Raw genomic sequence first — 23,254 nt, forward strand, 5'->3', positions numbered from 1 at the left:
ATTCGAGGAGGTTATTTAGATGCCAAGAAAAGGTGCTATTTCAAAGCGCGAAGTGCTCCCTGATCCAATTTATAACTCTAAATTGGTAACTCGTTTGATCAATCGTATTATGATTGATGGCAAACGCGGGACTGCATCGAAATTATTATATCAAGCATTTGATCAGATTAAAGAAGAAACAGGTAACGAACCATTAGATGTTTTCGAAGAAGCATTGAAGAATGTTATGCCTGTACTTGAAGTAAAGGCACGACGTGTTGGTGGGTCTAACTACCAAGTTCCTATCGAAGTACGTCCGGAACGTCGGACAACGTTAGGTTTGAGATGGTTAGTTAATTATGCTCGTCTGCGTGGCGAACATACAATGCCAGAACGTTTAGCAAAAGAAATCATTGATGCATCTAACAATACTGGCGCTTCAGTGAAGAAACGCGAAGATACACATAAAATGCTGACGCCAACCGTGCATTCGCACATTATCGCTGGTAATTTTTTTAAAATGGCTATTATATGATTTCAAGTAATCCTATAGTAGTCATTTTTTTGAATGAAATGAAATTTAAAAAGATATTAAGCAGGTTTGGAAGGAGATAAAATCTCAGATGGCTAATAAACGTGAATTCCCACTAGAAAAGACACGTAATATCGGAATCGTTGCTCATATCGATGCTGGTAAGACGACAACAACCGAACGTATCTTGTATTATACTGGGAAAATCCACAAAATTGGTGAAACCCATGAAGGTGCTTCACAAATGGACTGGATGGCACAAGAACAAGAACGTGGAATTACGATTACTTCTGCTGCGACGACAGCTCAATGGAAGGATCATCGTATCAATATTATTGATACCCCAGGACACGTTGATTTCACGGTAGAAGTGGAACGTTCATTGCGTGTTCTTGATGGAGCTGTTGTGGTACTTGATGCTCAATCAGGTGTTGAACCACAAACTGAAAATGTGTGGCGTCAAGCTACAACATACTCTGTACCGCGGATCGTCTTCGTGAATAAGATGGATAAAATTGGTGCTAACTTTGATTATTCAGTCAGCACAATCAAAGATCGTCTTCAAGCTAATGCAGTTGCTATCCAAATGCCTATTGGAGCGGAAGATAACTTTGAAGGTGTTATTGATTTGATTGAAATGAAAGCTGATATTTATGATGAAGATGAGCTGGGTTCAAGTTGGGATACAGTTGATATTCCAGATGAATACAAAGAAGAAGCTCAAAAGCGTCGTGAAGCAATGATTGAAGCTATTGCTGATGTTGATGAAGATCTTATGGAAAAATATCTTGAAGGCGAAGAAATTTCGAATGATGAGATTAAAGCAGCTATTCGTAAAGCTACATTGAATTTGGATTTGTACCCAGTCCTTGCAGGTTCAGCATTTAAGAACAAGGGTGTCCAGATGATGCTTGATGCAGTTAATGATTACTTGCCATCACCATTAGACGTTAAGCCATACAAAGCAACGAATCCTGACACCGATGAAGAAGTTGAATTGATTGCTGGTGACGATAAGCCTTTCGCAGGTTTGGCATTTAAGATTGCGACAGATCCTTTCGTTGGACGTCTGACATTCTTCCGTGTGTACGCTGGAACTCTTGAAGCTGGTTCATATGTGTTGAATGCAACTAAAGACAAACGTGAACGTGTCGGTCGTTTGCTGCAAATGCACTCAAATCATCGTAAAGAGATTCCTGAAGTTTTTGCGGGAGATATTGCAGCTGCTATTGGGTTGAAGGATACTACGACTGGAGATTCTTTAACAGACCTTAAACACCCATTGATCCTTGAATCAATGGAATTTCCAGATCCAGTTATTCAAGTTTCGATTGAGCCTAACACTAAGGCTGACCAAGATAAGATGGATGTTGCATTGCAAAAGCTTGCCGAAGAAGATCCAACTTTCAAAGCTGAAACCAATCCAGAAACTGGTGAAACTCTTATCGCTGGGATGGGTGAATTGCATTTGGATATCATTGTTGATCGTATGAAACGTGAATTCAAAGTTGAAGCTAAAGTTGGTGCACCACAAGTTGCTTATCGCGAAACGTTTACTAAACAAGTATCTTCTCAAGGTAAGTTTGTTCGTCAGTCTGGTGGTAAAGGTCAATATGGTGATGTTTGGGTTGAATTTACACCTAATGATGAAGGTGCAGGCTTCGAATTTGAAAACGCCATTGTCGGTGGGGTTGTTCCTCGTGAGTACATTCCATCAGTTGAACAAGGCTTGAAAGAATCAATGAAGAACGGTGTTTTAGCTGGATATCCTTTGATTGATGTTAAAGCCAAGTTATACGATGGTAGTTACCATGATGTCGATTCAAGTGAAGCTGCCTTTAAGGTTGCTGCCTCGCTTGCATTACGTAATGCTGCTAAGAAGGCTGGTGCAGTTATTCTTGAACCAATCATGAAAGTTGAAATTGTCGCTCCAGAAGATTACTTAGGTGATGTGATGGGACACGTTACAGCTCGTCGTGGTCGTGTTGAAGGTATGGAAGCTCGTGGCAACGCTCAAGTTGTAAATGCTTTTGTACCGCTTGCAGAAATGTTTGGGTATGCTACTACATTGCGTTCTGCAACACAAGGACGTGGAACGTTCACAATGACAATGGATCATTACGAACCAGTTCCGAAGTCTATTCAAGAAGAGATTATCAAAAAAAATGGTGGAGACGCCAAGTAGCAAGAGACTTAGATACAACTCTGAGTCTATCAAAAAAGAGATAGAAAATTCTCGGACTTTGAGAGTTTTCTACCTCTTTTTTTGTTGGTTTTTTAAATAAATGAATAACTACTTTAGCTTTCCCATGTTATTTATCATCAATGCAATATAGTTAACATTGCAACTTTTTCGATTTCAATAGCCTATCCTTACCTGCGCTTTTACAGCAGCTTAGCGGGAAGATTGATACAGTCGAAAAATTTTAATGTAGAACAGAAGCATGGGGTTAATCAGACTATTTTTGCTCCAAGACAATTTTTGAAGTGATTAAGAGCCAACGATGACCGGTGGGATCGAAACTGGCAGTTGCATTCTTGTGTACACATAGATTGAAGTTTTTGTTATAAGCATCGACAGCGGTATGAAGCACACAAATATCCGTACAGACACCGGTTAAGTGCAGTTCTGAAACATTGTGGCTGCGCAGATAATTTTCTAAATTTGTATTTGCAAAAGAAGAGTAGCGGTTTTTGTCAAAAAAATAAACATGTTTGTCAGTACTATGCTGTTTGTACCAAACGGCTAGTTTACCGTAGAATTCTCGTCCCCAAGAATTAATAATATTATGTGGAGGGAAAAGTTTTGTTTCAGGATGAAATGGATCATCAGCGTTATGACAGTCGGTTGGAAGAATGACATAGTCGTCCTTATCTAAAAAATTTTCAGCTAATGAAATTATTTCATCTTCAATGTCTTGTCCTGGTTTTCCGCAAGTTAATGAACCTTTGGAATGAACAAAATCGTTAGTATAATCAATTATTAAGAGAGCTTTTTTACTCATCTTGATAGCCTCCTTGCTATAGTTAGATTCAGCATATAACAAAAAGCTAAAAAATAATAGTTTTTAAAAAAATGCTTGCGCAAGAAGTAAAAAAAAGGTATTATAGATAGGTACTTGTTCTGAGGGACAAGTGCGCACCTATGAATTGAATTTCAAGCTATGATGCAGAAGGTTGCGACACGCCCGGGAGCTTTGCCATGGAAGGACGTGGCGGGAATTTTTGCGGAGCTAGTCTTGTTTTTTAAAATAGACGAAGGAGGGAACACAATGGCAAAACAAAAGATTCGTATTCGTTTGAAGGCTTACGAACATCGTACTTTAGATCAATCTGCTGACAAGATTGTTGAAACGGCAAAAAGAACTGGCGCAGCAATTTCAGGGCCTATCCCATTGCCAACAGAGCGTACTTTATATACGGTTATTCGTTCACCACATAAATATAAGGATTCACGTGAACAATTTGAAATCCGTACACACAAACGCTTAATCGATATTGTTAATCCAACACCGAAGACGGTTGATTCATTAATGAAATTAGACCTGCCAAGCGGCGTTGACATTGAAATTAAATTATAATCATAAATAAAAATAAATTGGAGGTGTACTCATGACCACAAAAGGAATCTTAGGTAAAAAAGTAGGTATGACACAAGTTTTTACTGAAAACGGCGAATTAGTTCCAGTAACAGTTGTTGAAGTTGGAACTAACGTTGTTTTACAAATTAAAACAGTCGAAAATGATGGTTACGAAGCAGTTCAATTAGGCTTTGATGACCTTCGTGAAGTTTTGGCAAACAAACCTGCTAAAGGTCATGCAGCAAAAGCAAAAACTGCTCCTAAGCGCTTCATTCGTGAAATTAAAGATGTTGAGCTTGGAGAATACAAAGTCGGTGACGAAGTCAAGGCAGATGTTTTTGAAACAGGCGACATCGTTAATGTTTCAGGTACATCAAAGGGACATGGCTTCCAAGGCAACATTAAGCGTTGGGGACAAGCACGTGGGCCTATGGCGCATGGATCTCGTTATCATCGTCGCCCAGGTTCAATGGGTGTTATTATCAACCGTGTTTTCAAAGGTAAATTGCTTCCAGGACGTATGGGTGGCAACCGCGTAACAATCAAGAATCTAGAGATTGTTAAAGCAGATACAGATAATAACGTTCTATTGATCAAAGGAAATGTACCAGGCGCAAATAAATCATTATTAACAATTACAGGTACAACAAAAGAAAACTAATTCGAGGAAGGGAGGAATTTTAAATGCCAACAGTTGCATTATTCAAACAAGATGGTAGCAAAAATGGTGAAGTTAAGTTAAACGAAACTGTTTTTGGTATCGAACCAAATAACAACGTCGTTTTTGATGCAGTCGTTATGCAACGCGCATCATTACGCCAAGGCACACATGCTGTGAAAAACAGAAGTGCTGTTTCTGGTGGTGGGAAGAAACCATGGCGTCAAAAAGGAACAGGTCGTGCACGTCAGGGATCAATTCGTTCACCACAATGGGTTGGTGGTGGAACAGTCTTCGGACCGACACCAAGATCATATAGTTATAAACTTCCTAAGAAAGTTCGTCGTTTAGCAATCAAATCTGTTCTTTCTCAAAAAGTACTGGATGAAGGTTTGCTAGTAGTAGACAAGTTGTCTTTCGAACAACCAAAGACAAAGGCTTTTGCAGAAGTTTTAGATAACTTGAATGTTAATACGAAAGTTTTAGTAGTTCTTGAAAATGGCAATGACTTAGCTGCACTTTCAGCTCGTAACTTGAAAAACGTTACGGTTGTTGATGCAAAGGGCGTTAACGTCTTAAATGTAATCAACAATGACAAGTTAGTCATGACTCAAGAAGCTCTTTCTCAAGTAGAGGAGGTTCTTGCATAATGGAATCACGTAAAATTATTTTAAAACCAGTTGTTACTGAAGCATCTATGGCAGATATGGATGATAAGCGCTATACATTCGATGTAGATACACGCGCAACAAAGACACAAGTCAAAAAAGCTATAGAAGAAATCTTTGATGTTAAGGTTGTTAAGGTAAACATCTTAAATGTCAGAGGTAAACTCAAACGCATGGGTCGTTACGCTGGCTATACAAAAAAGCGTCGTAAGGCAATTGTTACTTTGAGTTCAGATTCAAAAGAAATTAAATTATTTGAAGAATAAAAATAAGCAATAGGAGGGAATTCACTTGGGGATCAAAAAATTCAAACCGACCTCAAACGGACGTCGTAATATGACCGGTTCAGATTTTTCTGAAATCACAAAAACAACTCCAGAAAAATCTTTACTTGAATCACAAAGTAAAACGGCTGGCCGTAACAGCTATGGTCGTATTACAGTTCGCCATCGTGGCGGTGGACATAAACGTCAATACCGTTTGATCGACTTCAAACGTACTAAAGACGAAGTGCCAGCAACAGTTAAAGCAATCGAATATGATCCAAATCGTTCAGCTAACATTGCTTTACTTGTTTACGCTGACGGGGTTAAATCATATATTCTTGCACCAAAGGGACTTGTCGTAGGACAAAAAGTCCAATCAGGTAAGGACGCTGATATCAAGGTAGGTAATACTTTAGCACTTTCTGATATTCCTGTTGGAACAATCGTGCATAATATCGAGTTAAAGCCAGGAAAAGGCGGTCAATTAGTACGTTCTGCCGGTGCTTCAGCACAAATTCTTGGTAAAGAAGGCAAGTACGTTCTTGTTAAATTGACTTCTGGTGAAGTTCGTATGATTCTTTCAACTTGCCGTGCATCTATTGGTGCAGTTGGAAATGAACAACATGAACTTATTAAGATTGGTAAAGCAGGCCGTACACGTTGGGCAGGCAAACGTCCTACTGTTCGTGGTTCTGTAATGAACCCTAACGATCATCCTCATGGTGGTGGTGAAGGTAAAGCACCTGTTGGTCGTCCAAGTCCTATGTCTCCATGGGGTAAGAAAACGATGGGTTACAAGACTCGTTCGAAGAAGGCCCAATCTGATAAATTTATTGTACGTAAACGTAATAAATAAGTCCGGTGTTAGCGCATAAAGAATAGAGCTGATCCGAAAGGAGGATTCACATTGAGTCGTAGTTTGAAAAAAGGACCATTTGCAGATGCTCATCTCATGAAAAAGATCGAAGCACAAGCAGATCAAGAAAAAAAGTCTGTTATTAAGACATGGTCACGTCGTTCAACAATTTTTCCTAGTTTTATCGGGTATACAATCGCTGTGTATGATGGGCGGAAACATGTCCCAGTTTACATTCAAGAAGATATGGTCGGACATAAATTAGGTGAATTTGTTCCTACACGTACATTCCATGGTCATGGTAGTGTAGACAAGAAGACTGAAGTAGCTAAGTAAGGGAGGGTATTAAAATGGCTGAACAAGTAACATCAGCAAATGCAACTGCCAAGACAGTTCGAATCCCTGCACGTAAAGCACGTCTTGTGATCGATCTAATTCGTGGTAAGAGTGTCGCAGAAGCATTAGGGATTTTGAAGTTCACACCAAGAGCTGGATCTGAAATTGTTGAAAAAGTGCTGAACTCTGCGATTGCAAATGCAGAGAATAACTTTGATTTAGATGTTGAAGATTTGGTTGTAAGTGAAGCCTATGCCAATGAGGGACCAACGCTTAAACGTTTCCGTCCCCGTGCCAAGGGTTCTGCTTCTCCAATCAACAAACGAACAAGTCATATAACTGTAGTTGTATCTGTAAAATAAGGAGGGATAATGCGTGGGTCAAAAAGTAAATCCAACGGGATTACGTGTCGGAATCATTCGTGACTGGGATGCAAAATGGTATGCAGAAAAAGATTTTGCAACTAACTTGCACGAAGATTTACACATCCGTGAATACATTCAAAAAAAATTAGCCGATGCATCTGTCTCTACCGTTGAAATCGAACGTGCTGCAAAGCGCGTTAATGTTTCAATCCATACAGCAAAACCTGGTATGGTTATCGGTAAAGGTGGATCTGAAGTTGAAAAGCTTCGCAAAGAATTAAATAGTTTAACAGGTAAAAGAGTGCACATTAACATTATTGAGATCAAAAAGCCAGATTTAGATGCTCAATTAGTTGGCGAAAATATTGCAACTCAGTTGGAAAACCGTGTTGCATTCCGTCGTGCTATGAAACAAGGTATTCAGCGTACAATGCGTTCTGGAGCAAAGGGAATTAAGGTGCAGGTTGCTGGACGTTTGAACGGGGCAGATATGTCACGTGTTGAACATTTTTCTGAAGGTACAGTTCCTTTGCATACGCTTCGCGCTGATATCGATTATGCTTGGGTGGAAGCAAACACAACATATGGTAAATTGGGCGTTAAAGTTTGGGTTTATCGTGGTGAAGTTCTCCCTGCAAAGAAAGATAATCGTAAAGGAGGGAAATAGTCTATGTTAGTACCAAAACGTACAAAGCATCGTCGTGAATTCCGTGGTAAGATGCGTGGCGAAGCAAAGGGCGGCAAGTCAGTTGCTTTTGGTGATTATGGATTGCAAGCAGTTGATTCACATTGGATTACCAACCGTCAAATCGAAGCAGCTCGTGTTGCGATCACACGTTATATGAAACGTGGTGGGAAAGTTTGGATTAAGATTTTCCCTCATAAATCATATACAGCTAAAGCCATTGGTGTTCGTATGGGTTCTGGGAAGGGTGCTCCCGAAGGATGGGTAGCTCCTGTAAAACGTGGGAAGATTATGTTTGAAGTAGGCGGCGTTTCAGAAGAAGTTGCTCGCGAAGCATTGCGTTTAGCTTCCCATAAGTTACCAGTGAAAACTAAGGTTGTAAAACGTGAGGAAGTAGGTGGCGAATCAAATGAAGGCTAAAGAAATTAATGAATTAACCACTGCTGAAATGCTTGAAAAAGAAAAACAATTCAAAGAAGAATTATTTAACTTGCGCTTCCAATTAGCTACCGGACAATTAGAAAACACGGCACGCTTAGGTGAAGTTAGAAAGACGATTGCTCGTATAAAAACAGCATTACGTCAACAAGAAATCAACAAGTAGAATACGAAAAGGAGGCAAATAAAGTATGACTGAAGCTCGTAACCAACGTAAAGTCTATCAAGGACGTGTTGTTTCGGACAAAATGGATAAAACAATTGCTGTTGTTGTTGAAACATACAAGAACCACAAAGTTTATGGCAAACGTGTTAAGTATTCCAAGACATTTAAGGCACACGATGAGAAGAACGAAGCAAAAGTTGGAGATATCGTGAAAATTATGGAAACTCGTCCATTGTCAGCTACAAAGCGATTCCGCTTATTAGATATCGTTGAAAAAGCAGTTATTATTTAGCACTATTGCTGAATAAAATGTACTTTGATTCGTATTCTGATTCGTTAACGAAAGGAGGTCACATACTGTGATCCAACAAGAAAGTCGTTTAAAGGTCGCTGATAACTCGGGAGCTCGTGAACTTTTAGTAATTAAAATTTTGGGTGGTTCTCGTGTTAAAACTGCAAATATCGGTGACGTAATTGTTGCTACTGTCAAACAAGCAACGCCAGGTGGTGTTGTCAAAAAGAGCGATGTTGTTAAAGCAGTTATTGTTCGTACAAAATTCGGTGCACATCGTGCAGATGGTTCATACATCAAATTTGATGAAAATGCAGCTGTAATCATTGGGGATGATAAATCACCTAAGGGTACACGTATTTTTGGACCAGTTGCTCGTGAATTGCGTGACGGAAACTTTATGAAGATCGTTTCCTTAGCACCTGAGGTATTGTAAGAAAACCATTTTGGTAAGGAGGTGCGGAACAAAATGTTTGTTAAAAAGAATGATAAAGTTAAAGTGATTGCTGGAAAAGATAAGGGCAAAGAAGGCATTATTGAAAAAGTTTTGCCTAGCAAGAATCGTGTAATCGTAAAAGGTGTAAATGTTGTAAAAAAACATCAGAAGCCAACTAATGCTAATCCTAATGGTGGAATAGTTGAAGTTGAAGCTCCGATTCATGCTTCTAATGTTATGATAATCGATCCATCAAACAATCAAACAACTCGTGTGGGAGTTAAAGTTGTTGATGGCAAAAAAGTCCGTGTATCTAAAAAAACTGGTGAAGTTTTAAGTAATGCACCAGAAGATAAAGAATAAGGAAGGAGGATACTCTCTTCATGGTTAATCGTTTAAAAGAAAAGTATGATAAAGAAATCGTTCCAGCTTTGATTGAAAAATTCAACTACACGTCAATCATGCAAGCACCAAAGGTTGAGAAAATAGTCATCAACATGGGTGTTGGGGATGCTGTCAGCAATGCCAAAAACTTGGATGAAGCTGTTGAAGAATTGACTTTGATCTCAGGGCAGAAGCCGGTTATTACAAAGGCTAAAAAGTCAATTGCTGGATTCCGCTTGCGTGAAGGTATGCCGATTGGTACTAAAGTTACATTGCGTGGTCAGCGGATGTATGATTTCTTAGATAAATTAGTTTCTGTATCATTACCGCGTGTTCGTGATTTTCATGGTGTCAGCAAGCGTGCGTTTGATGGTCGTGGAAACTACACATTGGGTATCCGTGAACAATTAATTTTCCCTGAAATTGATTTTGATGATGTTAATAAGGTTCGTGGGATGGATATTGTTATCGTTACGACCGCTAATAGTGATGAAGAATCTAAAGAATTATTGACGCAATTAGGAATGCCATTCGCTAAATAAAGGGGGTTTCACATTGGCTAAAAAGTCGCAAATTATAAAGAACAAACGCCAAGCTAAGTTCTCGACGCAAGAATATACACGCTGTGAACGTTGTGGTCGACCACATTCAGTTTATCGTAAATTTAAGTTATGCCGTGTTTGCCTACGAGATCTTGCACATAAAGGTCAAATTCCTGGGATGAAAAAGGCTAGCTGGTAATCCAATAAAGTAAAGGAGGGCGCAAACAAATGGTCATGACTGATCCAATAGCAGACTTCTTGACTCGTGTTCGTAATGCTAACTTAGCAAAGCACGAATCACTTGAAGTGCCTGCATCAAAAATTAAGCACGATATTGCTGAAATTCTAAAAAATGAAGGTTTTGTACGCGATGTTGAATACATTGATGATGACAAACAAGGAATCATTCGCGTGTTCTTAAAGTATGGAAAAAACAGTGAACGTGTTATTTCCGGTATTAAGCGTATCTCAAAACCAGGCTTACGTTCATACGTAAAAGCTGATGCTGTTCCCAAAGTTTTGAACGGACTTGGAATTGCAATTATCTCTACCTCAGAAGGGGTAGTTACGGATAAAGAAGCTCGTGCTAAAAACATTGGCGGCGAAGTATTAGCTTACGTTTGGTAAAAATTAGATAACACAAGGAGGTGTAACAACTGTGAGTCGAATTGGTTATAAGAACGTTGTATTACCTGATGGTGTTGAAGTTAAAAGAAACGGCAATACTGTGACTGTCAAAGGTCAAAAGGGTGAATTAACACGTGAATTTACTGATAAAATTTCTATGAAAATCGAAGGAAATGTTGTATCATTTGATCGCTCAAGCGATGACAGCAAGACGAAAGCTTTGCATGGAACGACAAGAGCTAACTTCCATAACATGGTAGTTGGTGTAAGTGAAGGTTTCAAAAAGGAACTTGAACTTCAAGGTGTTGGTTACCGTGCACAAATGAAGGGTCAAAAGCTTGTACTGAATGTTGGTTACTCACATCCAGTTGAGTTTGAAGCTGGTGAGGGTTTGAAGTTAGAAACACCTTCTGCAACTTCAATTACCGTTTCAGGTATTTCAAAACAAGCTGTTGGTGATTTGGCAGCTAGAATTCGTTTGACTCGTGCACCAGAGCCTTACAAGGGCAAGGGTATCCGTTACGTTGGCGAATATGTTCGTCGTAAAGAAGGTAAGACTGGTAAGTAATTAACAGTCTTAGTGAATGCAAGATAAAAAATTCAAGAGGTGAATAATAGTGATTTCGAAACCAGACAAGAATAAAACACGTCAAAAGCGCCATCTGCGTGTTCGTAATAAGATATCTGGTACAGCTAAGTGCCCACGCTTAAATGTTTATCGTTCAAACAAAAACATCTACGCTCAAGTGATTGATGACGTAGCGGGTGTGACGCTAGTTAGTGCCTCTACATTAGACAGTGAAGTTAAGGGTAATACAAAGACTGAGCAAGCTGCTTCAGTTGGAGAAGTAGTTGCAAAACGTGCTGAAAAAAAGGGCATCAAGGAAGTAGTATTTGATCGTGGCGGGTATCTTTACCATGGACGAATCGAAGCTCTTGCCGAAGCTGCTCGTAAAAACGGATTAGATTTTTAGGAAAAGGAGGGAAACGCATTTATGACTGTTATTGATCCAGCTCAATTAGATTTAGAAGATCGTGTTGTTGCAATCAATCGTATTACAAAAGTTGTTAAAGGTGGGCGCCGTCTTCGTTTTGCAGCTTTAGTTATTGTGGGAGACCACAATGGTCACGTTGGCTTTGGTACTGGTAAGGCACAAGAAGTTCCTGACGCTATTCGTAAAGCAGTTGAAGCAGCTCGCAAGAACTTGATTAAAGTTCCGATGGTTGAAGAAACACTGCCACATGAAGTTGTCGGAGAATATAGTGGAAGTCGCATTTTGTTGAAACCCGCTATTGCTGGTTCAGGAGTTGCTGCCGGTGGTGCGGTTCGTGCCGTCATGGAATTGGCTGGTGTTGCCGATGTGACAAGTAAGTCGCTTGGCTCAAACACACCAATTAATGTTGTCCGCGCAACAATGGACGGATTGACAAAGATGAAGAGTGCTACTGACGTTGCTTCTCTTCGTGGTGTATCAACACAACATTTAGCAGAATAAGGAGGGCTCACTTGTGGCTAATTTAAAAATTACATTAACGAGTAGTGTCATTGGGCGTCCTCAGAAGCAACGCGACATCGTTAAGGCCTTAGGCTTAGGACGTGTTCAAAGTGCGGTTGTTCTGCCCGATAATGCTGCAACTCGTGGTGCCGTTGCCAAAATCAATCATTTGGTTGAAGTTACGGTTGCCGACTAAATACTGATGACATGTTATAATATATCAACAAGGAGGTGTCGACCTGATGAAATTGCATGAATTAAAAGCAAGTGAAGGGTCACGTAAGGTGCGTAATCGTGTTGGACGCGGAACATCGTCTGGTAACGGTAAAACAGCTGGTCGTGGTCAAAAAGGTCAAAAGGCTCGTGGAAAAGTCCGTTTAGGGTTTGAAGGTGGCCAAATGCCATTATTCCGTCGTATGCCTAAACGTGGTTTCCAAAATATCAACCGTAAAGAATATGCAGTTGTTAATCTGGAAACTCTCGAGAAGTTCAACGAAGGAACAGAAGTAACACCAGCATTATTAGTTGAAAATGGTGTAATCAAAGATGAAAAAAATGGCATTAAAGTTTTAGCTGATGGCAAATTGACGAAGAAATTAACAGTGAAAGCTAATAAATTCTCCGTTGCTGCTAAAAAAGCCATTGAAGCAGTTGGCGGTCAAGCTGAGGTGATTTAATGCTTAAAACAATGAAGAACGCCTTAGCTGTCAAAGATATTCGCGAGAAGATTTTGTTTACGTTAGGCGTCTTGATTGTATTTCGTTTAGGCACATATATCACAGTCCCTGGGATCAATGCTAAAGCTTTAGATAGTGTTGCGTCTTCAGGGTTAGTTAGTATCTTAAACACTTTTAGTGGTGGCGGCTTAACTAATTATTCAATCTTAGCAATGGGAGTGTCTCCTTACATTACTGCGCAAATTGTTGTTCAGTTATTGCAGATGGATATTGTCCCACGGTTTGTTGAATGGAGTAAGCAGGGTGAGGTTGGAAGAAGAAAACTTAACCAAGCTACAAGATATTTAACTATTGTGCTGGCGTTTGTACAATCAATCGGGATTACGGCTGGTTTTAACGCATTGAGTAGTTTGAATCTAGTTAATAATCCTGGTGTGGAAACATACCTTAGTATTGGATTGATCCTGACTGGGGGTTCGATGTTTACTACTTGGTTAGGTGATATGATTACAGATCGCGGGTTTGGTAATGGTATTTCAATGATTATCATGGCCGGTATTCTTGCACGAGTTCCTACTGGTGTTCATCAGATATTTACTGAACAAATTTTAGAAGCTGCACCAGGTGATCTCTGGAAGGGTATCTTGTTTGTTGTCATTTTAATTGTTGCTATATTAGTCATCGTTGCATTTGTTACATATGTTCAACAGGCTAATTACAAGATTCCAATCCAGTACACTCGTCGTTTAGCGGGGGCAACAGAGAGCTCATATTTACCACTTAAAATCAATGTTGCTGGAGTTATTCCAGTCATTTTTGCGAGTTCATTTATTGCTACACCGCAAACGATCTTAATGGCGTTTACACAGAATCATTCCGAAGATACTTGGTATCGCGTCATGACAAATATTTTTAACATGCAAGCGACTGGCGGAATGATTTTATACACTGTTTTGATTGTCTTGTTTACGTTTTTCTATGCATTTGTACAGGTAAATCCTGAGAAATTAGCAGAAAACCTTCAAAAGCAAGGAAGTTATATTCCAAGCGTCTGGCCAGGAAAAGAAACTGAGAAGTATGTTTCACGTTTACTAATGCGTTTGAGCTCAGTTGGTTCGATTTTCTTGGGTTTAGTCTCTTTAATTCCACTGGTTGCTTCCAATATTTGGGGCCTTGATGAGTCTATAGGTTTAGGTGGTACCAGCCTTTTAATTGTTGTTGGGGTTGCACTTGAATCAATCAGACAATTAAAGGGTATGATGATGAAACGTGAATATGTCGGTTTTATCAGATAATGGTTTAAAAAGTTCGGCTGCACATTTGTGGAGCCTGCTTTTTAATTTTGTAATATTTATGTTACTGACAAGAGAAGATTTTGTGATGAATCATTAGGTTGTACTGCTCTTTATTGATTGATAATTAGTAAAAAAGGAGTTTTTTTAGAAATGACTGCAATGAATTTAATGCTGATGGGCCTTCCTGGAGCTGGAAAAGGAACACAGGCAGAACGGATTGTTGATGAGTACAAGATTCCACATATTTCAACAGGAGATATCTTCAGAGCTGCTATCAAAAATGGAACACCAATGGGACTGAAAGCTAAAAGTTTTATTGATAAAGGTGAACTTGTTCCGGATGAAGTGACAAACGGTATTGTGAAGGAACGTCTGGGGGAAAAGGATACCCAGAAGGGCTATTTGCTTGATGGTTTCCCACGTAATATGGTCCAAGCAAATGCTTTAGATAGTATTGGAGCGGAGCTAGATAGGAAATTAGTTGGAGTGATCAATATTCATGTTGATCCTGCTTCCTTGCTGGAACGCTTGACTGGTCGTTATATTTGCCGCAATTGTGGAGCAACTTATCATAAAGTATTTAATCCTACCAAGGTTGCAGGCGTTTGTGATCGCTGTGGTGGTACAGAGTTCTTCCAACGTGAAGATGATAAGCCTGAGACTGCCAAAAATCGTCTTGATGTGAATATCAAGATGAACACACCCTTACTTGATTTCTACAAGCAAAAGAACATTTTGCATGAAGTGAACGGAAATCAGGCTATTGAAAAAGTTTTCGAAGATGTAAAAAAGATTTTGGATACAATAAAGTAATATTTTTAGACTAAAGCTTGCAATAATAGTCCTTGAATGATATACTATTTCAGGTTTATCTTTTCTATAGGATTAGTCTGTCCATTTGGATGGATTAGCTTGCGGAAACAAGCGAGTCAGTTTTTGGGACTCACGGATTTGCGTGTTAAGTTATAAAACCATTTAAGGAGGTACTTTTGCGTGGCGAAAGATGATGTGATTGAGATCGAGGGTACGATCAAAGAAACGTTACCCAATGCGATGTTCAAAGTTGAACTCGAAAACGGACATGAGATTTTAGCTCACGTTTCAGGTAAGATTAGGATGCATTATATTCGTATTTTACCTGGCGATAAAGTGACTGTTGAAATGTCCCCTTACGATTTGACTAAGGGCCGCATTACCTATCGCTTTAAATAGATTGTACTTCAAATACATTTGGGAGGTATAATTCATGAAAGTAAGACCATCAGTAAAACCAATGTGCGAACACTGCAAAGTAATTAAGCGCAAAGGCCGTGTTATGGTAATATGTTCAAATCCAAAACACAAACAACGTCAAGGATAATAAATAATTAGGAGGTGTAATTGTTATGGCTCGTATTGCAGGTGTCGATTTACCACGTGATAAGCGTATCGTGATCGGCTTAACTTACATTTATGGAATCGGTAATTCAAGTGCACAAAAGATTTTGGCTGAAGCAGCTGTTTCAGAGGATATCCGTGTGCGTGATTTAACAACTGAACAGGAAGATAAAATTCGTGCAGTTGTAGACAGCTACAAAGTCGAAGGTGATCTTCGTCGTGAAGTTAGCTTAAATATTAAACGTCTGTCAGAAATTGGCTCGTACCGAGGTCTGCGTCATCGTCGTCATTTACCTGTTCGTGGTCAAAATACCAAGAACAATGCGCATACACGCAAAGGCCCAGCCGCATCAATTGCCGGCAGAAAAAAATAATTAAAATATAAAGGGAGGTTAGCTATTTCATGGCAGTTAAGAAAGGTTCACGTAAACGCCGCGCCAAGAAAAATATTGAGAGCGGGATTGCACATATTCATTCAACATTCAATAACACACTTGTTATGATTACGGATGTTCATGGAAATGCAGTTGCATGGGCATCAGCTGGTTCATTAGGATTCAAGGGTAGTCGTAAGTCAACACCATTTGCTGCTCAGATGGCTGCTGAAGCTGCTGCAAAGGGTTCAATGGAACATGGAATGAAGAGTGTTGAGGTTGCTGTTAAGGGACCAGGTTCTGGTCGTGAAGCCGCAATTCGTGCTTTACAAACAACAGGCCTTGAAGTAACGTCAATTCGCGATGTTACGCCTGTTCCTCATAATGGGTGTCGTCCTCCAAAACGCCGTCGTGTTTAATGTGGCTCATATTCATTTTGAGGTAAATCTTCATAATGTTTTCGCCAGATTACACGTAACGTTTTGAAAGGGGTAAAGATAAGAATGATCGAATTTGAAAAACCAAAAATTCATAAAATTGAAGAAAGTCCTAATTATGGCAAATTTGTTGTAGAACCTCTTGAACGTGGTTATGGTACAACATTAGGTAATTCTCTTCGCCGAATTCTGCTTTCTTCCTTACCTGGAGCAGCGATAACAAATATTCAAATTGACAGTGTTTTGCATGAATTTTCGACCGTCAAGGGCGTGCTCGAAGACGTAACGCAAATTATTCTGAATTTGAAAAAGGTTGCTTTACGTATTGATTCTGAAGAGGATCAAACATTAGAAATCAATGTTACAGGGCCTATCGAAGTTACAGCTGGAGACATCCAAGGTAGTAGTGAAGTGGAAGTCTTAAATCCAGATTTGTACATTTGTACAGTAGCAGAAGGGGCGTCATTCCATGTTCGGATGACTGCTAATACAGGACGTGGTTATGTTTCAGCTGATGAAAACAAAACTAAGTCTGATGAAATGCCGATCGGTGTTTTGCCAATCGACTCAATTTATACCCCGATTGAACGTGTCAACTATCAAGTAGAAAAAACGCGTGTTGGTCAAAAAGATGATTATGATAAACTGACACTTGATGTTTGGACCAATGGTGCTATAACACCTAGTGAAGCAATCAGTTTATCGGCTAAGATTCTGACAGAGCACTTGACTTTATTTGTTGATTTAACTGATGAAGCAAAAAATGCTGAAATCATGGTCGAAAAAGAAGAAACACATAAAGAGAAAATGCTTGAAATGACGATTGAAGAGCTTGATTTATCTGTTCGTTCATACAATTGTTTGAAACGTGCTGGTATCAATACTGTTCAAGAGTTAACAAATAAATCAGAAGCTGACATGATGAAGGTTCGCAATTTAGGTCGTAAATCACTTGAAGAAGTGAAGAATAAATTAATCGATCTTGGTTTATCATTACGTCATGATGACTAATATTTGTTGAGGGAGGGAAATAATTCATGAGTTACCGCAAATTAGGACGCACAAGTGCTCATCGTAAATCAATGTTGCGCAATTTGACGACAGATTTAATTGTTAACGGTAAAATCGTTACAACTGAAACTCGTGCGAAAGAAGTGCGTAAAACAGCTGAAAAAATGATATCACTTGGAAAAAAGGGTGATTTAGTGGCACGTCGTCGTGCTGCAGCCTTTTTAATGGATGTTGTTGCTGACGTTAAAGAAGATGGCGATGATATTACTATCCAATCAGCTTTGCAAAAATTATTTGCAGAAGTTGCTCCTCGTTACGCTGAACGCAACGGTGGATATACGCGTATTCTCAAGATGAATGAACGACGCGGCGATGCTGCTAAGTTGGTTGTTCTTGAGTTAGTCGACTAATCTTTAGTTCTATTTGTCACTTTTATAACGATAACTGGGCGTTACGATGCTGGTGTTAAACCGAGTCTAGTCCTAAGTACCATCTTAGATGGGAAACCTTCGTTATAAAAAGTGATTTTTTATTTTAATCGATATCTATTTAAAGAATTTATTACCGAGACAGAAGCTTACTTCTTGTAAGGCTGCTATCTCGGTTTTTTAGAACTATGATTATTTTAATCAGTTTGACATCACTAACATTTGGGTAAGGCTGTTTTTGTTTAACTATGGTATGATAATCTGTATAAATAGATAAAAGGAGACACTCATGGAAGAACCAATGATTGAGATTTCAGATCTGTCTTTTCAGTATCCGCAGCAAGAAAGTGAAGCTTTGAGCCATCTTAATTTAGCTGTTGCCGCTGGCGAATGGCTAGCGGTGATCGGACACAATGGAAGTGGAAAAAGTACGCTTGCAAAACTGATAGATGGTTTGCTAATTCCAAAGACTGGGACGATAAAAATCGCAGGAGTACAGTTGACTTCAAGTACTCTCTGGAATATTCGCAAAAATATCGGGATGGTTTTTCAAAATCCTGATAACCAATTTGTGGGAGCAAATGTTGAAGAAGATGTAGCCTTTGGGTTAGAAAATCAGGGTGTTCCTAGAGAAACGATGATCAAACGCGTTGAGGCGGCACTGACGGATGTTGGAATGTGGGATTTTGCACAACATGAACCCGCACGTTTATCGGGAGGACAAAAGCAGCGTGTTGCTTTAGCAGGTGTGATAGCTCTCCAGCCCAAAATCATCATTATGGATGAAGCAACGAGCATGCTGGATCCTGAGGGGCGCAAAGAGATTATTCAGCTTATTCAAAATCTTAATAAGAAAAATGGTTTTACGGTTATTTCAATAACACATGATATTGAAGAAGCCTCTCTGGCTCAACGAGTCGTGGTTATTGACGATGGCCTTTTAGTTCAAGATGATAAACCGGCAAAGGTGTTTCAACGCGGCGCCGCATTGATCGAAAGCGGACTTGATATTCCATTCTCCGAGAAGCTAAAAAATGAAATAAGGAATCAAGGAATTGATGTCCCACAAGAATATCTTACTGAAAAAGGGATGGTGGATTGGTTGTGTCAATTCATTTCGAAAAAGTAAATTACGTTTATCAACCAAATACGCCTTTTGAACATCAGGCTTTGAAAAATGTAACAGTTTCAATTCCTGAGGGAAGCTATACGGCTATTATTGGACACACAGGGAGTGGAAAATCAACCTTGCTGCAACATCTAAATGGGCTCTTGAAACCCTCCAGCGGGCGTGTGACAGTTGCTGAAAAAGTAATAACTGCCAGCACGAAGAATAAAGAACTAGGAGACTTGAGAAAACATGTGGGAATTGTTTTTCAGTTCCCTGAGGCACAGCTTTTCGAAGAAACTGTTCTCAAAGATATTGCATTTGCACCCAAAAATTTTGGTAAAACACAAGCCGAAGCTGAAGAAATTGCTGTTGAAATGGCTAACTTAGTTGGTCTGCCTGATGAGCTTCTTAGCCACTCACCATTCGAATTGTCAGGCGGACAAATGCGGCGAGTTGCAATTGCGGGAATTTTAGCAATGAAACCAGAAGTTTTAGTGCTTGATGAGCCAACAGCAGGACTGGATCCTAAGGGAAGAATTGAAATAATGCAGATGTTTGAAGAGCTTCATTTGCAGCACCAGCTAACCATTATTTTAGTAACGCATCAGATGGATGATGTTGCTAATTACGCAGATCACACAATCGTGTTGGAGAAGGGCGAAGTTATCGCAGCGGCAGCACCAAAAGATATTTTTAAAGATCCCCGCTGGCTTGTTAAGCATCACTTAGCGTTACCTAAAGCAACCAATTTTGCTTATGAACTACAAAAAACTGGGAAGTTTTCGTTTGAGAAGATGCCGCTAACGGAAAAAGAACTCGCGGCTGCATTAGCAGCTTCTTTGAAAAAGGGAGGCAATCAAACTGAATAAAGTAATTCTAGGTCGTTATATTCCAGGAGAATCCCTTGTGCATCATTTAGATCCCCGTTCAAAGCTCATCTTGAGTTTTTACTTTATTATAATTATTTTTCTGGCCAACAATTGGCAGTCATATGCGCTACTTTTGGTTCTGACTCTTGGGGGAGTATTTCTATCTGGAGTCAGTTTTGGCTTCTTTTTAAAAGGGGTAAGGCCTCTTATTTGGCTAATTCTTTTTACAGTGTTGCTACAAATATTTTTTTCACGTGGTGGCACTGTCTACTGGCAATTCGGGCCGTTAGCTTTAACAAGTTTCGGTGTGATCAATGGGAGCTATGTCTTTTGCAGGTTCGTTTTAATTATCTTTATGTCGACGTTATTAACATTGACTACTGCGCCATTAGAGATCGCTGACGCACTGGAGTCTCTCATGGAGCCCTTAAAGAAATTCAAGGTTCCTGTTTATGAGATTTCATTAATGTTATCAATCGCGTTGCGCTTTGTGCCGACATTGATGGATGAAACGGAAAAAATAATGAATGCGCAACGCTCAAGAGGAGTCAACTTCGGCGAGGGCAGTATTATGAAACAAATAAAAGCTGTTGTGCCACTACTGATTCCTTTATTTGTCAGTTCTTTTAATCGAGCTGAAGATCTTGCGACGGCAATGGAAGCAAGGGGCTATCGCGGAGGCGAGGGAAGGACCAAATATCGCATTCATTTCTGGAAACGAAATGATACGCTAGCTTGTATTGTATTTGGTCTGGCAACGCTTGTGCTATTATATTTACGAAATTGGTGATGAGGGAAAGATGACTAATAGATATATGGTGACACTGGCATATGATGGCACCAAATTTGCTGGTTTTCAAAGCCAACCTAATCAAAGAACAGTTCAGTCGGTGTTGGAAACAGCAGTTAATAAAATGAGTACAGCCGTATCTTTTGTGCATATTTTTGGTTCTGGAAGAACGGATGCGGGCGTGCATGCACTGGGGCAGGTCGTCCACTTTGATCTTGAAAATGATATTCCAGAAAAAGGGATTGTTAATGGACTGAATAGTCTTTTGCCGTTGGACATAGAAATTTTAAGTGCAAAAAAAGTTTCCCAGACATTCCATGCCCGCTTTACAACACATGGTAAGCGGTATTTATATCGAGTTGGTTTAGGACGTTTTGTTAATCCTTTTAAGCGATTTTATACAGGACATTATAAATATCCACTTAACTTAGAATTGATAAAAGAAGCCTTGCCTGACGTCATTGGCACACATGATTTCTCAAGCTTTGTTGCTTCAGGAAGTCAGGCTAAAAGTCATGTGCGGACTATTTATGATGCAACTGTTAAGTATGACGAAGCTAATGGTGAAGTTATCTTCGAATTTTATGGCAATGGCTTCCTATATAATCAAGTAAGGATCATGGTGGCGGCCTTACTTGAGATTGGCAATGGCAAACGAGCCGTCCATGATTTTTTACGATTGTATGAGGTAAAAGATCGCAATCAATGTCGAGCAACAGCGCCAGCAAGTGGTTTGTATTTGAAAAAGGTTTATTACGATGAAGATAGTATAGATAATATTACTAATTAATTTATAAACATTGACTTTAGGGAGCAAAAAAAGTATCATAGTATCTGGTATTGTTTGCCCCACAGTAGGCCCCGGAAACTTATTTTGCGTCAAACAAGCATATAAAAATGGAGGAAATAAAACGTGCGTACAACATATATTGCAAAACCAGGTGAAGTGGAACGTAAATGGTATGTCGTAGATGCAACTGATGTTCCACTGGGACGTTTGTCCTCAGTTGTGGCTTCTGTCTTGCGTGGCAAGAATAAGCCGACATTTACGCCTAACGTTGATACAGGCGATTTCGTTATTGTTATCAATGCAGAAAAGGTTGCTTTGACAGGTCATAAAGCAGATCGTAAAGTTTATTATCATCATACAGATCATCCAGGTGGTTTGAAGAGCCGTACTGCTGGCGAATTCCGTCAAAATGATCCTGAGAAGCTGATTGCTTTATCAATTAAAGGAATGCTTCCAAAGGGAACACTCGGAAAAGCACAAGCTAAGAAGTTGCATGTCTATCGTGGTGCAGATCACAAGCATGAAGCTCAACAACCAGAAGTATTGGATATCACAAACTTAATCTAGGAGGAAACTTAATTGGCTCAAGTACAATATAGAGGAACAGGCCGTCGTAAGAACTCTGTTGCGCGTGTAATTTTAGCACCCGGAGCAGGTAAGATTACTATAAACGGCAAACCAGCAGAAGATTATATTCCATTTGCTAACCTACGTAAAGTTATGGTTCAGCCATTTGAAGCTACAGAAACAACTGGTTCATATGATGTTTTTGTTAATGTTAATGGTGGTGGATTTTCTGGTCAAGCAGGTGCTATCCGTCATGGGATTGCCCGCGCTTTACTTGAAATTGACCCAGATTTTCGTGGCGTTTTGAAACGTGCAGGTTTATTAACACGTGATGCACGTATGAAAGAACGTAAGAAACCAGGTCTTAAGAAAGCTCGTAAGGCTCCACAATTTTCAAAACGTTAATATTATTTTTTATCGACGAAGACAAGCACTCCTTGGATGGACAAGGGGTGCTTTTTTTGTTTATAAATAAGTGAGTGAGTGCTAGTTAAGAACAAGTATAAGCGGCTGCTTGGGCCGTCACGTTCTATTTTGTTACCTTGATACCTAAAACAGTCAGATTACCATTATGGAGCAGCTTAATGATGAGATGTGCCATATGTTCAGGTGGAAGTTTAAAATCGGAATGCAGCCACCAATGAATAGTTCCCATAAAAGTTGAAACCATGTAAGAAATAATGAAATCAGTGGGCATAACGATTTCCCCTTCTTCGATTCTCAACTTTGCAAATATTTTAGTGTAGTGGTTACGCAAAAAATCTGAAAAAGCATCGGTCAAAATAAGATTATTTCTGCCTTCAGTAGCAATTAGATAGAATTTTTTATTTTCTTTAATCATGATAAAAGCGGTCGTTAGCAATTCAACCAACTTTTGTTCTTGGATTATACTGCCATCTTCGAGTATGTCTTTTTCAAGTTTATTAAAAAGTGGATTTAAGATGAATGAAAAGATTTGTTCGTAGACATCTTGTTTATCTCTGAAGTGAGCGTAAAAGGTGGACCTATTAATCATCGCTTTGTCCGCAATATCTTGGATGGTGATACAGTCAAACCCTTTCTTTTCAATCAAATCAATAAAGGCATTAAAAATCATCGTTTTTGTCCGTGTGATGCGCAAATCTTCTTTGCTCAATTAAAATAACCTCCATCTAAAAACAACATAACTGCTGCATTTGTTGTATAACGAGCAAAACATAAAATATTGTCGATTGCATGTCG

The 23,254-nt window shown here is 39.4% G+C and carries 37 protein-coding genes and 2 pseudogenes; 37 read left to right on the forward strand and 2 right to left on the reverse strand.

Going from position 1 to position 23,254, the window contains the following annotated elements:
• Positions 1-19 precede the first annotated feature (19 nt).
• Positions 20-489, forward strand: a pseudogene (gene rpsG, locus JCM15457_RS09830) (30S ribosomal protein S7).
• 113 nt (positions 490-602) lie between these two features.
• Positions 603-2,696, forward strand: a complete 2,094-nt coding sequence (gene fusA, locus JCM15457_RS09835; protein ID WP_034989692.1) for an elongation factor G — start codon at positions 603-605, stop codon at positions 2,694-2,696.
• 269 nt (positions 2,697-2,965) lie between these two features.
• Here the strand turns inward: fusA and JCM15457_RS09840 are convergent.
• Positions 2,966-3,516 (reverse strand): annotated as a pseudogene (locus JCM15457_RS09840) (cysteine hydrolase family protein).
• A gap of 267 nt (positions 3,517-3,783) precedes the next feature.
• On the opposite strand from JCM15457_RS09840, the gene rpsJ reads away from it, so the two are divergent.
• From rpsJ to rpsI, 35 genes are all read left to right on the forward strand, one after another.
• Positions 3,784-4,092, forward strand: coding sequence for a 30S ribosomal protein S10 (gene rpsJ, locus JCM15457_RS09845; RefSeq protein ID WP_034989694.1), 309 nt, complete (start codon positions 3,784-3,786; stop codon positions 4,090-4,092).
• Positions 4,093-4,123: 31 nt separating this feature from the next.
• Positions 4,124-4,753 carry a 50S ribosomal protein L3 gene (gene rplC / locus JCM15457_RS09850; RefSeq protein WP_034989695.1) on the forward strand — a complete coding sequence of 210 codons (630 nt, stop codon included), beginning with the start codon at positions 4,124-4,126 and terminating at the stop codon, positions 4,751-4,753.
• A 23-nt stretch (positions 4,754-4,776) separates the two neighbouring features.
• Entirely contained in the window at positions 4,777-5,400 is a 624-nt protein-coding gene (gene rplD / locus JCM15457_RS09855; protein WP_034989696.1) for a 50S ribosomal protein L4, read from the forward strand.
• Complete coding sequence (rplW, locus tag JCM15457_RS09860; RefSeq protein WP_034989697.1) at positions 5,400-5,684, forward strand: 50S ribosomal protein L23; 285 nt, start codon at positions 5,400-5,402, stop codon at positions 5,682-5,684. The genes rplD and rplW overlap by 1 nt, the downstream gene beginning before the upstream one ends.
• 25 nt (positions 5,685-5,709) lie before the next feature.
• Positions 5,710-6,540: a 50S ribosomal protein L2 gene (gene rplB / locus JCM15457_RS09865; protein WP_034989698.1), complete on the forward strand. Its 831-nt coding sequence runs from the start codon at positions 5,710-5,712 to the stop codon at positions 6,538-6,540.
• 51 nt (positions 6,541-6,591) lie between these two features.
• Positions 6,592-6,876 carry a 30S ribosomal protein S19 gene (rpsS, locus tag JCM15457_RS09870; protein WP_034989700.1) on the forward strand — a complete coding sequence of 95 codons (285 nt, stop codon included), beginning with the start codon at positions 6,592-6,594 and terminating at the stop codon, positions 6,874-6,876.
• A gap of 14 nt (positions 6,877-6,890) precedes the next feature.
• On the forward strand, positions 6,891-7,238 hold the full coding sequence (gene rplV / locus JCM15457_RS09875) for a 50S ribosomal protein L22 (protein ID WP_034989701.1): 348 nt from the start codon (positions 6,891-6,893) through the stop codon (positions 7,236-7,238).
• Between the two features lie 13 nt (positions 7,239-7,251).
• The gene (rpsC, locus tag JCM15457_RS09880) at positions 7,252-7,908 is read left to right on the forward strand and encodes a 30S ribosomal protein S3 (protein ID WP_034989702.1); all 657 of its coding nucleotides are present in this window, start codon (positions 7,252-7,254) and stop codon (positions 7,906-7,908) included.
• A 3-nt stretch (positions 7,909-7,911) separates the two neighbouring features.
• A complete protein-coding gene (gene rplP, locus JCM15457_RS09885; RefSeq protein ID WP_034989703.1) occupies positions 7,912-8,346 on the forward strand; it encodes a 50S ribosomal protein L16 in 435 nt (144 codons plus the stop codon).
• A complete protein-coding gene (gene rpmC, locus JCM15457_RS09890; protein ID WP_034989704.1) occupies positions 8,336-8,530 on the forward strand; it encodes a 50S ribosomal protein L29 in 195 nt (64 codons plus the stop codon). The genes rplP and rpmC overlap by 11 nt, the downstream gene beginning before the upstream one ends.
• A gap of 25 nt (positions 8,531-8,555) precedes the next feature.
• Positions 8,556-8,822: a 30S ribosomal protein S17 gene (gene rpsQ, locus JCM15457_RS09895; RefSeq protein ID WP_034989705.1), complete on the forward strand. Its 267-nt coding sequence runs from the start codon at positions 8,556-8,558 to the stop codon at positions 8,820-8,822.
• Between the two features lie 67 nt (positions 8,823-8,889).
• Positions 8,890-9,258 carry a 50S ribosomal protein L14 gene (gene rplN, locus JCM15457_RS09900; protein ID WP_034989706.1) on the forward strand — a complete coding sequence of 123 codons (369 nt, stop codon included), beginning with the start codon at positions 8,890-8,892 and terminating at the stop codon, positions 9,256-9,258.
• 33 nt (positions 9,259-9,291) lie between these two features.
• On the forward strand, positions 9,292-9,621 hold the full coding sequence (gene rplX / locus JCM15457_RS09905) for a 50S ribosomal protein L24 (RefSeq protein ID WP_034989707.1): 330 nt from the start codon (positions 9,292-9,294) through the stop codon (positions 9,619-9,621).
• A 20-nt stretch (positions 9,622-9,641) separates the two neighbouring features.
• Positions 9,642-10,184: a 50S ribosomal protein L5 gene (rplE, locus tag JCM15457_RS09910; RefSeq protein WP_034989708.1), complete on the forward strand. Its 543-nt coding sequence runs from the start codon at positions 9,642-9,644 to the stop codon at positions 10,182-10,184.
• 13 nt (positions 10,185-10,197) lie between these two features.
• Positions 10,198-10,383, forward strand: coding sequence for a type Z 30S ribosomal protein S14 (locus JCM15457_RS09915; protein ID WP_034989709.1), 186 nt, complete (start codon positions 10,198-10,200; stop codon positions 10,381-10,383).
• A 29-nt stretch (positions 10,384-10,412) separates the two neighbouring features.
• The gene (gene rpsH, locus JCM15457_RS09920; RefSeq protein WP_034989711.1) at positions 10,413-10,811 is read left to right on the forward strand and encodes a 30S ribosomal protein S8; all 399 of its coding nucleotides are present in this window, start codon (positions 10,413-10,415) and stop codon (positions 10,809-10,811) included.
• A 31-nt stretch (positions 10,812-10,842) separates the two neighbouring features.
• Positions 10,843-11,379, forward strand: coding sequence for a 50S ribosomal protein L6 (gene rplF, locus JCM15457_RS09925; protein ID WP_034989712.1), 537 nt, complete (start codon positions 10,843-10,845; stop codon positions 11,377-11,379).
• Between the two features lie 49 nt (positions 11,380-11,428).
• Entirely contained in the window at positions 11,429-11,785 is a 357-nt protein-coding gene (gene rplR, locus JCM15457_RS09930; RefSeq protein ID WP_034989713.1) for a 50S ribosomal protein L18, read from the forward strand.
• Positions 11,786-11,806: 21 nt separating this feature from the next.
• A complete protein-coding gene (gene rpsE / locus JCM15457_RS09935; protein ID WP_034989714.1) occupies positions 11,807-12,307 on the forward strand; it encodes a 30S ribosomal protein S5 in 501 nt (166 codons plus the stop codon).
• A 13-nt stretch (positions 12,308-12,320) separates the two neighbouring features.
• Positions 12,321-12,503: a 50S ribosomal protein L30 gene (rpmD, locus tag JCM15457_RS09940; RefSeq protein WP_034989715.1), complete on the forward strand. Its 183-nt coding sequence runs from the start codon at positions 12,321-12,323 to the stop codon at positions 12,501-12,503.
• Positions 12,504-12,549: 46 nt separating this feature from the next.
• On the forward strand, positions 12,550-12,984 hold the full coding sequence (gene rplO / locus JCM15457_RS09945; protein ID WP_034989716.1) for a 50S ribosomal protein L15: 435 nt from the start codon (positions 12,550-12,552) through the stop codon (positions 12,982-12,984).
• Complete coding sequence (gene secY / locus JCM15457_RS09950; protein WP_034989717.1) at positions 12,984-14,279, forward strand: preprotein translocase subunit SecY; 1,296 nt, start codon at positions 12,984-12,986, stop codon at positions 14,277-14,279. Before rplO ends, secY begins: the two co-directional genes overlap by 1 nt.
• Positions 14,280-14,438: 159 nt before the next feature.
• On the forward strand, positions 14,439-15,092 hold the full coding sequence (locus tag JCM15457_RS09955; RefSeq protein WP_034989772.1) for an adenylate kinase: 654 nt from the start codon (positions 14,439-14,441) through the stop codon (positions 15,090-15,092).
• Between the two features lie 180 nt (positions 15,093-15,272).
• On the forward strand, positions 15,273-15,491 hold the full coding sequence (gene infA / locus JCM15457_RS09960; RefSeq protein ID WP_003689399.1) for a translation initiation factor IF-1: 219 nt from the start codon (positions 15,273-15,275) through the stop codon (positions 15,489-15,491).
• Between the two features lie 34 nt (positions 15,492-15,525).
• On the forward strand, positions 15,526-15,639 hold the full coding sequence (gene rpmJ, locus JCM15457_RS11975) for a 50S ribosomal protein L36 (RefSeq protein WP_003689393.1): 114 nt from the start codon (positions 15,526-15,528) through the stop codon (positions 15,637-15,639).
• 25 nt (positions 15,640-15,664) lie between these two features.
• Complete coding sequence (rpsM, locus tag JCM15457_RS09965) at positions 15,665-16,030, forward strand: 30S ribosomal protein S13 (RefSeq protein WP_034989718.1); 366 nt, start codon at positions 15,665-15,667, stop codon at positions 16,028-16,030.
• 29 nt (positions 16,031-16,059) lie between these two features.
• Positions 16,060-16,449, forward strand: a complete 390-nt coding sequence (rpsK, locus tag JCM15457_RS09970; protein ID WP_034989719.1) for a 30S ribosomal protein S11 — start codon at positions 16,060-16,062, stop codon at positions 16,447-16,449.
• Between the two features lie 84 nt (positions 16,450-16,533).
• Positions 16,534-17,478 (forward strand): DNA-directed RNA polymerase subunit alpha, encoded by a 945-nt coding sequence (locus JCM15457_RS09975; protein ID WP_034989720.1) that lies wholly within the window; start codon positions 16,534-16,536, stop codon positions 17,476-17,478.
• A 26-nt stretch (positions 17,479-17,504) separates the two neighbouring features.
• A complete protein-coding gene (gene rplQ / locus JCM15457_RS09980; RefSeq protein ID WP_034989721.1) occupies positions 17,505-17,888 on the forward strand; it encodes a 50S ribosomal protein L17 in 384 nt (127 codons plus the stop codon).
• 307 nt (positions 17,889-18,195) lie between these two features.
• Complete coding sequence (locus JCM15457_RS09985; protein ID WP_034989722.1) at positions 18,196-19,035, forward strand: energy-coupling factor ABC transporter ATP-binding protein; 840 nt, start codon at positions 18,196-18,198, stop codon at positions 19,033-19,035.
• Positions 19,011-19,886 carry an energy-coupling factor ABC transporter ATP-binding protein gene (locus JCM15457_RS09990; protein WP_152537315.1) on the forward strand — a complete coding sequence of 292 codons (876 nt, stop codon included), beginning with the start codon at positions 19,011-19,013 and terminating at the stop codon, positions 19,884-19,886. Before JCM15457_RS09985 ends, JCM15457_RS09990 begins: the two co-directional genes overlap by 25 nt.
• Positions 19,879-20,676 carry an energy-coupling factor transporter transmembrane component T family protein gene (locus JCM15457_RS09995; protein ID WP_034989724.1) on the forward strand — a complete coding sequence of 266 codons (798 nt, stop codon included), beginning with the start codon at positions 19,879-19,881 and terminating at the stop codon, positions 20,674-20,676. The genes JCM15457_RS09990 and JCM15457_RS09995 overlap by 8 nt, the downstream gene beginning before the upstream one ends.
• 10 nt (positions 20,677-20,686) lie before the next feature.
• Complete coding sequence (gene truA, locus JCM15457_RS10000) at positions 20,687-21,466, forward strand: tRNA pseudouridine(38-40) synthase TruA (protein ID WP_034989725.1); 780 nt, start codon at positions 20,687-20,689, stop codon at positions 21,464-21,466.
• 123 nt (positions 21,467-21,589) lie between these two features.
• A complete protein-coding gene (gene rplM, locus JCM15457_RS10005) occupies positions 21,590-22,033 on the forward strand; it encodes a 50S ribosomal protein L13 (RefSeq protein ID WP_034989726.1) in 444 nt (147 codons plus the stop codon).
• A gap of 12 nt (positions 22,034-22,045) precedes the next feature.
• Positions 22,046-22,438 (forward strand): 30S ribosomal protein S9, encoded by a 393-nt coding sequence (rpsI, locus tag JCM15457_RS10010; RefSeq protein WP_034989727.1) that lies wholly within the window; start codon positions 22,046-22,048, stop codon positions 22,436-22,438.
• 124 nt (positions 22,439-22,562) lie between these two features.
• Here rpsI and JCM15457_RS10015 read toward each other — a convergent pair whose 3' ends face one another.
• On the reverse strand, positions 22,563-23,168 hold the full coding sequence (locus JCM15457_RS10015) for a TetR/AcrR family transcriptional regulator (protein WP_034989728.1): 606 nt from the start codon (positions 23,166-23,168) through the stop codon (positions 22,563-22,565).
• Between the last annotated feature and the right edge of the window lie 86 nt (positions 23,169-23,254).

The organism is Liquorilactobacillus sucicola DSM 21376 = JCM 15457 (assembly GCF_000612445.1).
Classification (GTDB): Bacteria; Bacillota; Bacilli; order Lactobacillales; family Lactobacillaceae; genus Liquorilactobacillus; species Liquorilactobacillus sucicola.

Bases quoted from the DNA above. Each gene is read 5' to 3' on its own strand.
- fusA (WP_034989692.1), top strand. From the start codon at position 603: ATGGCTAATAAACGTGAATTCCCACTAGAAAAGACACGTAATATCGGA.
- rpsJ (WP_034989694.1), top strand. From the start codon at position 3,784: ATGGCAAAACAAAAGATTCGTATTCGTTTGAAGGCTTACGAACATCGT.
- rplC (WP_034989695.1), top strand. From the start codon at position 4,124: ATGACCACAAAAGGAATCTTAGGTAAAAAAGTAGGTATGACACAAGTT.
- rplD (WP_034989696.1), top strand. From the start codon at position 4,777: ATGCCAACAGTTGCATTATTCAAACAAGATGGTAGCAAAAATGGTGAA.
- rplW (WP_034989697.1), top strand. From the start codon at position 5,400: ATGGAATCACGTAAAATTATTTTAAAACCAGTTGTTACTGAAGCATCT.
- rplV (WP_034989701.1), top strand. From the start codon at position 6,891: ATGGCTGAACAAGTAACATCAGCAAATGCAACTGCCAAGACAGTTCGA.
- rplP (WP_034989703.1), top strand. From the start codon at position 7,912: ATGTTAGTACCAAAACGTACAAAGCATCGTCGTGAATTCCGTGGTAAG.
- rpmC (WP_034989704.1), top strand. From the start codon at position 8,336: ATGAAGGCTAAAGAAATTAATGAATTAACCACTGCTGAAATGCTTGAA.
- rpsQ (WP_034989705.1), top strand. From the start codon at position 8,556: ATGACTGAAGCTCGTAACCAACGTAAAGTCTATCAAGGACGTGTTGTT.
- rplX (WP_034989707.1), top strand. From the start codon at position 9,292: ATGTTTGTTAAAAAGAATGATAAAGTTAAAGTGATTGCTGGAAAAGAT.
- rplE (WP_034989708.1), top strand. From the start codon at position 9,642: ATGGTTAATCGTTTAAAAGAAAAGTATGATAAAGAAATCGTTCCAGCT.
- rpsH (WP_034989711.1), top strand. From the start codon at position 10,413: ATGGTCATGACTGATCCAATAGCAGACTTCTTGACTCGTGTTCGTAAT.
- rpsE (WP_034989714.1), top strand. From the start codon at position 11,807: ATGACTGTTATTGATCCAGCTCAATTAGATTTAGAAGATCGTGTTGTT.
- rplO (WP_034989716.1), top strand. From the start codon at position 12,550: ATGAAATTGCATGAATTAAAAGCAAGTGAAGGGTCACGTAAGGTGCGT.
- secY (WP_034989717.1), top strand. From the start codon at position 12,984: ATGCTTAAAACAATGAAGAACGCCTTAGCTGTCAAAGATATTCGCGAG.
- JCM15457_RS09955 (WP_034989772.1), top strand. From the start codon at position 14,439: ATGAATTTAATGCTGATGGGCCTTCCTGGAGCTGGAAAAGGAACACAG.
- rpmJ (WP_003689393.1), top strand. From the start codon at position 15,526: ATGAAAGTAAGACCATCAGTAAAACCAATGTGCGAACACTGCAAAGTA.
- rpsM (WP_034989718.1), top strand. From the start codon at position 15,665: ATGGCTCGTATTGCAGGTGTCGATTTACCACGTGATAAGCGTATCGTG.
- rpsK (WP_034989719.1), top strand. From the start codon at position 16,060: ATGGCAGTTAAGAAAGGTTCACGTAAACGCCGCGCCAAGAAAAATATT.
- JCM15457_RS09975 (WP_034989720.1), top strand. From the start codon at position 16,534: ATGATCGAATTTGAAAAACCAAAAATTCATAAAATTGAAGAAAGTCCT.
- rplQ (WP_034989721.1), top strand. From the start codon at position 17,505: ATGAGTTACCGCAAATTAGGACGCACAAGTGCTCATCGTAAATCAATG.
- JCM15457_RS09985 (WP_034989722.1), top strand. From the start codon at position 18,196: ATGGAAGAACCAATGATTGAGATTTCAGATCTGTCTTTTCAGTATCCG.
- truA (WP_034989725.1), top strand. From the start codon at position 20,687: ATGACTAATAGATATATGGTGACACTGGCATATGATGGCACCAAATTT.